Origin of the sequence: Subtercola endophyticus (assembly GCF_021044565.1) — a bacterium.
GTDB lineage: Bacteria > Actinomycetota > Actinomycetes > Actinomycetales > Microbacteriaceae > Subtercola > Subtercola endophyticus.
In genome coordinates, this window is sequence record NZ_CP087997.1 from 1,257,502 (window position 1) to 1,268,829 (window position 11,328).

The following is an 11,328-nucleotide window of genomic DNA, read 5'->3' on the forward strand; positions in this document are numbered from 1 at the left end:
CAATGACGAACCTTCGCCTCTTCACGTCCGAGTCGGTCACTGAGGGCCACCCCGACAAGATCTGCGACCAGATCTCCGACAGCATTCTCGATGCACTTCTCGAGGTCGACCCCAGCAGCCGGGTAGCCGTCGAGACTCTGGTGACCACCGGACTGGTGCATGTCGCGGGCGAGGTCACCACGAAGGGGTACGTCGACATCCCGACCATCGTGCGAGACAAGGTCACCTCCATCGGCTACACGTCGTCTGACATCGGGTTCGACGGCGCGAGCTGCGGCGTTTCGGTGTCGATCGGGGCACAATCGCCCGACATCGCACAGGGCGTGAACAACGCCTGGGAGACCCGTCAGGGTGTGCCCGACTCCGACCCGCTCGACCGGCAGGGCGCCGGCGACCAGGGCATCATGTTCGGCTTCGCCACCACCGAGACCCCGCAGCTCATGCCGATTCCCATCTGGCTGGCGCATCGGCTCGCCGAGCGTCTCGCCGAGGTGCGCAAGACGGGGGCGCTCGACTACCTTCGGCCCGATGGCAAGACGCAGGTCACCATCGGCTATGAGGGGCTGATTCCGCGCACGGTCGAGACCGTTGTGCTCTCGACGCAGCACACTCCGTCGGTCACCACCGAACAGCTGCAGCACGATGTGGCCGAGCTGATCATCCGCCCCGTTCTCGAGAACACCCCGCTCGACTCGGCGAGCACCCAATTGCTCATCAACCCGACAGGCCGCTTCGAGATCGGTGGCCCGCAGGGCGACGCCGGCGTCACGGGCCGCAAGATCATCGTCGACACCTACGGCGGCGCGAGCCGGCACGGCGGCGGGGCGTTCAGCGGAAAAGACCCGTCGAAGGTCGACCGTTCTGCCGCCTACGCCATGCGCTGGGTCGCCAAGAATGCGGTCGCCGCGGGTTTCGCCGACAAGCTCGAGGTGCAGATCGCATACGCCATCGGCAAGGCGGCTCCCGTGGGTCTCTACGTCGAAACCTTCGGCACCGGCCACGTGCCCGACGAGCAGATCATCGCCGCGATTCGTGAGGTCTTCGACTTGCGCCCGGCAGCGATCATCTCCGACCTCGATCTCTTGCGCCCCATCTACGCCCAGACGTCCACGTATGGCCACTTCGGCCGCGACCTGCCCGACTTCACCTGGGAACGCCTCGACCGGGTCGAGGCCCTGCAGGGCGCCGCGCGGTTGTGACCGCGAGCGGCTCCGCCCCGGCGGCCGGCGCCGAGGCGGTAGCGGTGCCCAGTGCCGCGACGGGAGGCGCCGCGGAGGTTGCGGTGCCCCATGCCGCTGCGACGGCGGGGGCCGCGCGGGCCAGCGAGTCGGCACCCGCGAGTGATGCGGTTCGCGACTCGCAGGCGGCCTCTGGGCCAAGGGTGGGTGTTCGGGTCGCACGCGTGATGCTCGAGTCACCGCTGCCGCAGCTCGACAGGCTGTTCGACTACCGCATTCCTGACGCGCTGGTTGCGCAAACGCACCCCGGAGTGCGCGTGAAGGTGCCCTTGCGCACCGCCGGCCGCGTCTCGCGCGGCTACGTGATCGACATCACTGACCACGCCGATTTCACCGGCAACCTCAGCGACATCGAAGAGGTCGTCTCGGCTGCGCGTGTGCTCACTCCCGAGGTCTGGGCCCTCGCTCGGCGTGCCGCCGACCGGGCTGCCGGAACCGCGAGCGATATCGTGCGCCTCGCCGTTCCTCCGCGCCAGGTGCGCGTCGAAAAAGCCTGGCTCGCCCGTCGCGCGAATGCGACGGCGAAAGCAGCGTCTGGTGACGATACGAACACATCGCTAACGGCCGCAAACTCTATCGACGGTCATCCTACGGAGCCCAGCACCACCCGCACCCCGTCACCATCCTTTGCCGAAATCGTCTCCAGCAGTGGACTCCCTGGTGTCGCGGACTCGGTAGCGGGCACCTCACGCGTGCCTGCGTACATCGAGGGATACGGCGCCGGCGTGATCGAACGCGCTCTCGAACGCGGCGACCGCATCGCGGTTACGGCGATTCCCACGGTGCGCCGGGTCGCTGACGTGCCAGACCGACCGGTCTTAGCACGCCCGCGCAACCCCAGCACAAACACGACCACTGCCCCCGCCACGACTCGCGCCTCCGCCGCCACAGGCCCCGCCACCGACAGCGCCGCGGCCTCCGCCTTCGACACCGCGGCCTCCGCCACCGACGCGAAGCATCCGGCCCCGAACGACAGCCAGCCGCCCTCCGCCACGGCCACTGCGCCCGGCAGCCCCACGCACGACAGCGCTGCTCTCGCCAACGCGAATCCGGCCGGCGCGCCTCTGGGCACCGCGTGGGTCGGAGCGTGGGCCGCCACGATGGCCGAGATGGCGGTTTATACGCTCGGGCTCGGCCGGTCATCCATTCTGGTGGTGCCCGACTACCGCGACCAGGAGCAGCTCGAAACCGCTCTGCGCGCCGCACTCGCAACGCAACCGACGGCCGCCCCCGCCGCACGTGCAACGCAACCGGCAGCCGCCCGCCCCGCCCCCGCCGCCGACCACGCCCCCGGCGCCGTCTCGAGCACCGGCACGCGCGCTGCCGGTGAGATCGGCATCGTCGCGCGGCTCGACGCCCGCCAGACCAACCCCGAGCGGTACGCGAACTTTCTGGCCTGCCTCGACGAGCAACCGCGTATCGTCGTCGGAACACGCTCGGCCGTCTACGCACCGGCACACAACCTCGGCCTCATCGCTCTGTGGGACGAAGCCGATCCACTGCACGAAGAACCGCTCAGCCCGTACGTCTCCTCGCGCGACGTCGCCCTCATCAGGCAAGAGCAGTCGGGCTGCGCGCTGGCCTTCGTCTCGCATTCGCGCAGCACCGAAGTGCAACGGCTGGTCGAGCTCGGCTTTGTCGACGACATTCCGCAGAGTCGGCGTTATCTGCCCAAAGTCGTGCCGACGTCGGCCCAAGGCGCCACAGACGCGCACTCCCAGAACACCCGCATACCGTCTTCGGCCTGGAACATCGCCCGCACGGGTCTCGAGACCGGGCCCGTACTCATTCAGGTCGCCCGACCGGGGTACTCGCCGGTTCTGGCCTGCGCCAGCTGCACCAACCCGGCCCACTGCCTGGTCTGCGACGGCCCGCTGCGAGCAACCAGCCGAAAGGCCCCGCCCTCGTGCGCCTGGTGCGGAGCAATAGCCGCCCAGTGGCAGTGCCGGCACTGCGAGGGCACGACCTTCACCCACATCGGCCAGGGCAGCACCCGCACCGCCGAAGAACTCGGGCGAGCGTTCCCCGCGACCCGCATTATCGTCTCCGACGGATCACGATCGTTAGGCGTCGTCGGCTCCGCACCGGCGCTCGTCGTGGCCACCCGAGGGGCCGAGCCTGTCGCCGCCGGCGGCTACAGCGCCATTCTGCTTCTCGACGGCGAACGGATGCTCGCCCGCGAGTCGCTCACGGTCGCCGAAGACTGCCTGCGGTGGTGGTCGAACGCCATCGCCCTGGCAGCGCCCCGAGCCCCGACGGTCATCGTCGGCGTCGGCGGTGAGCTCGCTCGCACCCTCGTCACCTGGCAGCAACCGCGTTTCGCAAGCGAAGAGCTGGCCGATCGCCGCCGTCTGCGGTTTCCGCCGGCGGTTCGTGTCGCGACCGTGCGTGGCACCCCAGAAGCCCTAGCAAGTGCTGTGAGAGAGCTTCAGGATTCGGTGCACGGCGAAGACAGCGCGAAGATAGATGTGCTCGGTCCGGTTCCCGACGCGTCACCCGACGAGATCGGCTTCGTCAGATCGATCGTTCGTTTCGACTACTCCGTCGGCCAGGTCGTGGCGAGCACGCTGAGGTCTGTCGTCATCAAGAACGCGACGAGCAGACGCAAGACCCCGGGCAGACCAACGAACTACCGCACCCCGCCCACCCTCCGGGTGCACTTCGACGACAGAGAGATCCTCGATTGAGAATTGTCTTCGCCGGCACTCCCGCCGTTGCCGAACCGACGCTGCGCGCCCTCGCCGCGGCCCACGACATCGTGGCAGTCATCACCCGAGCGGATGCCCCGCAGGGCCGTAAGCGAGTGCTGACCCCGTCGCCCATTGCCGACGTCGCCGAGGCTCTCGGCCTGCCCGTCATCAAGGCCAACAAGCTCGACGCCGACGTCACCGCCCAGATCGAGGCTCTGCAGCCCGACCTCGGCGTGATCGTGGCGTACGGGGGGTTCGTGCGGGAACCGCTGTTGCACACGCCGCGCCTCGGCTGGATCAACCTGCACTTCTCCCTGCTACCGCGCTGGCGCGGGGCGGCTCCGGTTCAGCACGCGGTCATCGCGGGCGACTCCGTCACCGGATCGAGCGTATTTCAGCTCGTCGAGGCCATGGACGCCGGGCCCGTGTTCGCCACGACCAGTGTCACGGTCGGCGCTCACCAGACCGCCGGCAGCCTGCTCGAGAACCTCGCCGTCGATGGGGCCGCTTTGACGCTCCGGGTCGTCGACGACCTCGCGGCCGGCACCGCCGTGTCCGTTCCGCAGCAGGGTGAGCCCACGCTCGCCCCGAAACTCATGCTCGAAGACGCCCACCTCGACTTCACCACGACACGGGCCGAAACCTACCAACGACTGCGGGGCGTGACCCCCGAGCCGGGCGCCTTCACCCTGCTGGGTGGTGCGGATGATCGGCTCAAGCTGCTCGAAGCCGAACCCGCGCACGACGCCGCCCCGCTGCCGGCCGGGCGCATCCGGTCGGTTTCGGGCGCGGTGCTGGTCGGCACGGCAGATCTTCCGCTGCGGCTCGTGACCGTGCAACCCGCGGGCAAAAAGCCCATGGCCGCAGCCGACTGGTGGCGCGGGCTCGCAAACCAGCCCAGTTCCACAGATCAGAACGAGGTGGTCGCGTCATGACCGATTCGAATTCGAAGCGCGGGCAGGGGTCGCAGCCGGCGAACGGAGAGCGCCCGAAGCACCGTCGGCCAGGAGCCAATCAGGGTCGGGGGCCCGTACCGACTAGACAAGGCGCCACCATCGTTCAGCCGGCGCGGCGCATCGCCTTCGAAGTGATCCGTGCCGTTCGTGAAGACGACGCCTATGCCAACCTGCTGCTGCCCACGAAGATCCAGCGCGCCAAGCTCAACCCCGCCGACGCCGGGCTCGCGACCGAACTCACCTACGGCACCCTCCGCATGCGCGGCTACTACGACCGGGTCATCGAACTCGCCGCGGCCCGGCCCGTCTCCGAGATCGACGGAGTAGTGCTCGACGTGCTCGAGCTCGCCGCGCATCAGCTCTTGTCGCTTCGCGTGGCCAGCCACGCAGCCGTCAACGAGGCGGTCGAACAGGCGCGTGTCGTGGCGAGCCGATCATCCACGGGTTTTGTGAACGGCGTGCTGCGCACCATCACGCGCTCGACCCCCGATGAGTGGCAGCAGCGTGTGCTCGACTCGGCGCGCAACGACGACGAGCGGCTCGAGGTGCTGTATTCGCACCCGGCGTGGATCATCCGGGCGTTCCGCCGCGCGCTGCTCACCGACGGCGGCAGCGCGGCAGAGGCCGAGGTCGACCTGGTCGAACTGCTCGAGGCCGACAACGAGGCCGCGCGGCTCGGGCTCGTGGCCCTGCCCGGGCTGGCGACTCGTGACGATATCGCTGCCGACGGGCATCCTGCGGCCTACTCGCCGTTCGGCTTCATCACCGACGCGGGCGACCCGCGACAGATCGCGCAGGTGCGCTCGGGAACGGTGCGGGTGCAAGACGAAGGGTCGCAGCTGGCGGCGCTCGCGCTCGTGAATGCGGCTCCGATCGTGGCGGGGGAGCAGTGGCTCGACCTGTGCGCCGGCCCTGGTGGCAAGTCGGCGCTGCTCGGCGCCTCGGCGTCGCTTGCGGGCGCCACCCTCATCGCGAACGAACCGGTTGCCGCGCGCGCCGAGCTCGTGCGCAATGCCGTCGCCGCCCTGACCGCGCCACCCGAGGTCTGGCAGCTCGACGGTACCCGCCTCGGTTCGGAGCACGACGAGCAGTTCGACCGCATTCTGGTCGATGCCCCCTGCACCGGCCTCGGTGCCCTGCGCCGCCGGCCCGAGGCGCGCTGGCGCAAGTCGCCCGCCGATGTGTCGGCGCTCGGGCACCTGCAATCGCGGCTCATCGACTCGGCCGTGGCGGCTCTGAAGCCCGGCGGCGTTCTGGCCTACGTGACGTGCTCGCCGCACGTCGCCGAAACGCGCGGTCAGGTGGCGGATGCTCTGAAGCGCCACTCCGGAGTGCTCGAGCCGCTCGCCACCCAGTCGGTGCTGCAGTCGTTCGTCTCGTCGCCTCTGACGCTCGGCCGCGACGAGACGCAGGCCCAGCTCTGGCCGCACGCCCACGGCACCGACGCGATGTTCATCGCGCTGCTGCGCAAGGTGGGGTAAGGCTCCGGTATCGGGTGGGCGATGGTATCGCTCGCGATATCCACGACCAAACACAATTGCGCTTGTCCACAGGGTCGTGATTCGCCGACTTGTCCACCGAAAGGTTCTCTTCGTCACCGATGTCAGAGGGTGATGATTGAATCGAAGCATGAATCGAGCAAACCTCACCGCGAGCGACCCGCAGCCTCGGCACATGCTGCGCGAACGCTACGCTGCGGCGGTCAGCGCGGTCGTCAACGGCGCACACGAAGTCGCACGGGTGCACGCGCAGCAAGCTGCGCGAATCGAGAAGGCGCGACTGGCGTGCGAGGCGATGGGTTTCGCCGATCAGTCGACGGGCGGCCCCGGCTGGTCACCCGACGTCGTCACGCAGCGTGTGCTGGTGACCGAACTCGCGGTCGCCCTACATCTCAGCGAGACGGATGCCCGACGACAGGTCGACACGGCCGAAGGCCTGGCCGGCGCATTCGCCGCGACTCGACTCGCGCTCGAAGCCGGCCGCATCTCGTATCGGCACGCCGAGAAAATCGTCGAACATGGTCGCGCTGTGCCACCCGAGTCGCTGGCTGACTACGAGGCCAGACTCCTGCCTGTAGCAACTCGTGTCAGCGTTCAGCGGCTGGTACGCCACGCGCGGGCTGTCGCAGAAGAGGCGCAAGCCGCCACCTCGATCGAGCGGCACCAGGCGGCAATTGCCGATCGCCATATCACCTTCGACCCCGCCGCCGACGGAATGGCTTTTCTCACGCACTATCTGCCGGCCGTGGAGGCGGTCGCCATCTACAACCGCGCCACCGACGTGGCACGCGGGCTGAAGTCGTCCGGTGATCCGCGAACGCTTGCTCAGTTACGGGCCGACGTGCTCACAGACCTGATGGTGAACGGCGAGACGAGCATTCCGGGCGCGACGAAAGGCGTGCGGGCACACGTACTCGTGACGGTGCCTGCGCTCACGCTACTCAAAGACGAGCTCGGCGCAACACTGGAGCCAGGCAGCAGTCCGGCTCCCCACAGCCATCACGCGCTCGGCCCAGACGCCGCGCATGCCCACCCCGGGGATGCCAACGCCTGGGCCGCCGACCTCGACGGCTACGGCCCCATCGACCGGCTCACTGCGCTCGAGCTGACGCGAGAGGCGCCGAGCTTCTATCGAGTGCTGACCGACGCCGTCACGGGAGTTGCGCTCAATTACGGGCGCACACGCTACAAACCACCTGCCGATCTCGATCAGCTCATTCGCGCCGTTCACCTCGAGTGCACCTTTCCACTCGATTGTTCGCCCTCGAGCACCGCAGACCTCGACCACACCGAGCCATGGGAAAGCGGCGCCAACACAGCCTTCGCCAACCTCAGCCCCCTGTGTTCGAGTCACCACAAAGTGAAACACCACACCGAATGGAAGGTCGTCCAAGACCCGGCGGGCTCGGGCGCCATCATCTGGACATCTCCGGCGGGCTTCGAGTACGTCGTCGCATCGACCCCGATCGCGCGACCCGCCGCGCTGACTATTCCCCGGTTCGCCGAGGCCCCACCGCCCTACCGATATGACTCACCCCAGTTCTGAGATTTGTTCACCGCGCAGCCGTTCGCTAAGTCGTCTGTCGTCGCACGGTCATTCGCTGCGGGTGGGAGGCCGAGCGTGCCACGGCGATGGGGGCGAGGCGTGCGGCTCGAATAGGCTGGCGGGTATGCCCGTGCGAATTGACCCCAGCATCTTGGCCGCCGATTTTGCGAACCTCGAGTCGGAGCTGGGGCGCATCCGCTCCGCCGATCTGGTGCATGTCGACGTGATGGACAACCACTTCGTGCCGAACCTCACGCTCGGGCTGCCGGTGGTGGAGAGTCTGCAGCGGGTGTCGTCGCTGCCGCTCGATCTGCACCTGATGATCAGCGACGCCGACCGCTGGGCGCCGGTCTATGCGGAGACGGGCGCCTACTCGGTGACGTTTCACGCCGAAGCGGCCAGCGACGTGGTGGCCACGGCACGCAAACTGCGCGAGCGGGGCGCCCGTGCCGGGCTTGCGGTGAAGCCGGGCACCGACATCGATCCGTACCTCGAGCTGCTGCCCGAGTTCGACATGCTGCTCATCATGACGGTCGAGCCGGGCTTCGGTGGGCAGTCGTTCATGCCCGAGATGATGCCGAAGCTCCGCCGCGCATCCGCTGCGGTGGCGAAGAGCGGGCTCGATGTGTGGCTGCAAGTCGACGGGGGAATCGCCGCCGAGACGATCGAGATCGCGGCCGAAGCGGGCGCCGACACCTTCGTGGCCGGGTCTGCGGTGTTCGGTGCCGAGAATGCGGCCGAGCAGATCACGTTGCTGCGCGAGCTCGCGGCGAAGCACACGCACTGAGCTCAGGCACCGAGCACACGCACTGAGCACACGCACTGAGCTCAGGCACGGAACCCGCGGACCGAGCACACGCCTCGACCCGATACCCTAGAACCGTGAAAACCTTCGACGATCTGTTCTCCGAGCTCAGCGAGAAGCAGTCGCTGCGCCCCGAGGGCTCCGGCACCGTGCGCGAACTCGACGCGGGCGTGCATGCCATCGGCAAGAAGATCGTCGAAGAGGCCGCAGAAGTGTGGATGGCCGCCGAATTTCAGAGCGACCTCGAGACGGCCGAGGAGATGTCTCAGCTGATCTACCACGTTCAGGTCATGATGCTGGCAAAGGGCCTCACTCCGGCCGACATCTACCGACACCTGTAGCCCATCATTCGATGCGCCCCTGCCGCATCGAATGATCGGCCGAACTATCGAGCAGGCAGAGCGAAGATTTCTATCTCAAAGCACATGCGTCCCACACTCTTGAAAGCCAGAAAATGCTGAAAATCGCGGTGCCCAACAAGGGCTCCCTGTCAGAAACCGCCGCCCAGATGCTCGCCGAAGCGGGCTACAACGGTCGGCGCGACCCGCGCGAGCTGGTGATTCAAGACCCGAAGAACGACGTCGAGTTCTTCTACCTGCGCCCCCGCGACATCGCCACCTACGTGGGCTCCGGTGCGCTCGACGTGGGTATCACGGGCCGCGACCTGCTGCTCGACTCCGAGTCGCCGGCGGTCGAGGTTGCCGAGCTGAATTTCGGCGAGTCGACTTTTCGCTTCGCTGGTCCCGGCGGCGCTTTCGACTCTCTCGAACAGCTGCAGGGCCGTCGCGTAGCAACAAGCTATCCGGGCCTCGTCGGGGCCTTTCTGGCCGAGAGCAATGTGACGGCGACTCTGGTCAAGCTCGACGGCGCCGTCGAATCGGCCGTGCGCCTGGGTGTTGCGGATGCCGTGGCCGACGTCGTCTCGACCGGAAGCACTCTGCGCAAAGCCGGCCTCGAGATCTTCGGGCCGGTGATTTTGCAGAGTACCGCGGTGCTCATCAGCTCGGTGTCGCTCAGTTCAGGGTCGCTCGATGAAGGCACTCAGACACCCGGCGCTCTCACTCTGTTGCGGCGCCTTCAGGGCGTGTTGCTCGCCCGTCAGTACGTGCTGATGGATTACGACGTGCCGCGCATCCACCTCGACGCCGCCTCGGCCCTCACGCCCGGCATCGAGTCGCCCACGATCTCGCCGCTGGCCGACCCCGACTGGGTGGCCGTGCGGGCGATGGTGCCGCGGCTCGAGACCAACCTCATCATGGACGCCCTGTGGGAGGTCGGCGCGCGCGCCATTCTGGTGAGCCCGATTCACGCCGTGAGAATGTAGCGGACGGGGTCGAGAAATGAGCCTCGCCGTACGCGTCATTCCCTGCCTCGACGTGGCCGCCGGCCGCGTGGTGAAGGGCGTCAACTTCGAGAACCTGCGCGATGCGGGCGATCCCGTCGAGCTCGCCCGGCTGTATGCCGAGCAAGGTGCCGACGAGGTGACCTTCCTCGACGTGACCGCCACCGTCGACGAGCGCTCGACCACCTACGACATCGTGCGGCAGACGGCCGAACAGGTGTTCATTCCGCTGACCGTCGGCGGGGGAGTCCGCAGCACCGAAGACGTGGCGCGCCTGCTCGCCAGCGGCGCCGACAAAGTGGGCGTGAACAGCGCCGCCATCGCCCGGCCGGCCCTCATCGGCGAGATAGCCGATCGCTTCGGCGCGCAGGTGCTCGTGCTCTCACTCGACATCAAGCGCGGCCCCACGTTGTCGGGCGGCCGCACGGAATCGGGCTTCGTCGTCACCACCCACGGCGGCCGACGCGCGACCGAACTGGATGCCCTGGCCTGGGCCCAGACCGCCATCGAGCTCGGCGCGGGTGAACTGCTCGTCAACTCGATCGACGCCGACGGCACGAAAGACGGCTACGACCTCGAGCTGATCCGCCTCATGCGCGGCATCAGTACCGTGCCCGTGATCGCTTCTGGCGGCGCCGGAAAGACAAGCGACTTTCCCGAGGCGATCGCCGCCGGGGCCGATGCTGTGCTGGCCGCCTCGGTGTTCCACAACCGTGAATTGACCATCGCCGATGTCAAGTCGGCCCTCTCAGAAAGCGGGGTGGTGGTGCGATGAGCGACACAGCAGCTCTGGATGCCGCGGCTGGCGACACTGCAGCACTCGACATCGACGCAGCACTCGACATTGACGCGGTGCTCAGCCGGGCGACCTTCAACGACAAGGGGCTGCTGCCCGCGATCATCCAGCAGTTCGACAGCCACGAAGTGCTGATGCTGGGATGGATGGATGCCGAAGCCCTGCGCCGCACGTACACCAGCGGTCGCGTGACCTTCTGGTCGCGTTCACGCCAAGAGTACTGGCGCAAGGGCGACACCTCGGGGCACGCACAGTACGTTCGCGCTGCCGCGCTGGACTGCGATGGAGATACGCTCTTGGTACAGGTCGAGCAGATCGGCGCCGCCTGCCACACGGGCAACCACACTTGTTTCGACGGCGACGAACTGGCGCCGGTGCAGGGCTTTTCGCCGGCACAAAGCGTCAGCGATAGTAGCGACGACAAGTAGACGACAAGCAATATTGATAGCAAGCAAT

The 11,328-nt window shown here is 67.7% G+C and carries 10 protein-coding genes; all 10 read left to right on the forward strand.

The window, feature by feature from the left end; genetic code table 11:
* Window positions 1-2: 2 nt before the first annotated feature.
* The 10 genes from metK to hisI all read left to right on the forward strand — a co-directional run bounded on the left by metK (window position 3) and on the right by hisI (window position 11,300).
* Window positions 3-1,199 (forward strand): methionine adenosyltransferase, encoded by a 1,197-nt coding sequence (gene metK / locus LQ955_RS05990; RefSeq protein WP_231027272.1) that lies wholly within the window; start codon window positions 3-5, stop codon window positions 1,197-1,199.
* A gap of 44 nt (window positions 1,200-1,243) precedes the next feature.
* Window positions 1,244-3,925 (forward strand): primosomal protein N' family DNA-binding protein, encoded by a 2,682-nt coding sequence (locus tag LQ955_RS05995; RefSeq protein ID WP_390623444.1) that lies wholly within the window; start codon window positions 1,244-1,246, stop codon window positions 3,923-3,925.
* Entirely contained in the window at window positions 3,922-4,863 is a 942-nt protein-coding gene (gene fmt, locus LQ955_RS06000) for a methionyl-tRNA formyltransferase (protein ID WP_231027273.1), read from the forward strand. Before LQ955_RS05995 ends, fmt begins: the two co-directional genes overlap by 4 nt.
* Window positions 4,860-6,365: an RsmB/NOP family class I SAM-dependent RNA methyltransferase gene (locus LQ955_RS06005; RefSeq protein WP_231027274.1), complete on the forward strand. Its 1,506-nt coding sequence runs from the start codon at window positions 4,860-4,862 to the stop codon at window positions 6,363-6,365. Before fmt ends, LQ955_RS06005 begins: the two co-directional genes overlap by 4 nt.
* A 148-nt stretch (window positions 6,366-6,513) precedes the next feature.
* Window positions 6,514-7,929: an HNH endonuclease signature motif containing protein gene (locus LQ955_RS06010; protein ID WP_231027275.1), complete on the forward strand. Its 1,416-nt coding sequence runs from the start codon at window positions 6,514-6,516 to the stop codon at window positions 7,927-7,929.
* Window positions 7,930-8,053: 124 nt separating this feature from the next.
* Window positions 8,054-8,716: a ribulose-phosphate 3-epimerase gene (gene rpe / locus LQ955_RS06015; RefSeq protein WP_231027276.1), complete on the forward strand. Its 663-nt coding sequence runs from the start codon at window positions 8,054-8,056 to the stop codon at window positions 8,714-8,716.
* 95 nt (window positions 8,717-8,811) lie between these two features.
* Complete coding sequence (locus LQ955_RS06020; RefSeq protein WP_231027277.1) at window positions 8,812-9,075, forward strand: phosphoribosyl-ATP diphosphatase; 264 nt, start codon at window positions 8,812-8,814, stop codon at window positions 9,073-9,075.
* Window positions 9,076-9,188: 113 nt separating this feature from the next.
* The gene (gene hisG, locus LQ955_RS06025) at window positions 9,189-10,058 is read left to right on the forward strand and encodes an ATP phosphoribosyltransferase (RefSeq protein WP_231027278.1); all 870 of its coding nucleotides are present in this window, start codon (window positions 9,189-9,191) and stop codon (window positions 10,056-10,058) included.
* Window positions 10,059-10,074: 16 nt separating this feature from the next.
* A complete protein-coding gene (gene hisF / locus LQ955_RS06030) occupies window positions 10,075-10,851 on the forward strand; it encodes an imidazole glycerol phosphate synthase subunit HisF (protein WP_231027279.1) in 777 nt (258 codons plus the stop codon).
* Window positions 10,848-11,300 carry a phosphoribosyl-AMP cyclohydrolase gene (gene hisI / locus LQ955_RS06035; protein ID WP_231027280.1) on the forward strand — a complete coding sequence of 151 codons (453 nt, stop codon included), beginning with the start codon at window positions 10,848-10,850 and terminating at the stop codon, window positions 11,298-11,300. Before hisF ends, hisI begins: the two co-directional genes overlap by 4 nt.
* Window positions 11,301-11,328 lie beyond the last annotated feature (28 nt).

What these genes read in the sequence shown, in the direction of transcription:
- metK (WP_231027272.1), top strand. Translation starts at nt 3, where the DNA reads ATGACGAACCTTCGCCTCTTCACGTCCGAGTCGGTCACTGAGGGCCAC.
- LQ955_RS06005 (WP_231027274.1), top strand. Translation starts at nt 4,860, where the DNA reads ATGACCGATTCGAATTCGAAGCGCGGGCAGGGGTCGCAGCCGGCGAAC.
- LQ955_RS06010 (WP_231027275.1), top strand. Translation starts at nt 6,514, where the DNA reads ATGAATCGAGCAAACCTCACCGCGAGCGACCCGCAGCCTCGGCACATG.
- rpe (WP_231027276.1), top strand. Translation starts at nt 8,054, where the DNA reads ATGCCCGTGCGAATTGACCCCAGCATCTTGGCCGCCGATTTTGCGAAC.
- hisG (WP_231027278.1), top strand. Translation starts at nt 9,189, where the DNA reads ATGCTGAAAATCGCGGTGCCCAACAAGGGCTCCCTGTCAGAAACCGCC.
- hisF (WP_231027279.1), top strand. Translation starts at nt 10,075, where the DNA reads ATGAGCCTCGCCGTACGCGTCATTCCCTGCCTCGACGTGGCCGCCGGC.
- hisI (WP_231027280.1), top strand. Translation starts at nt 10,848, where the DNA reads ATGAGCGACACAGCAGCTCTGGATGCCGCGGCTGGCGACACTGCAGCA.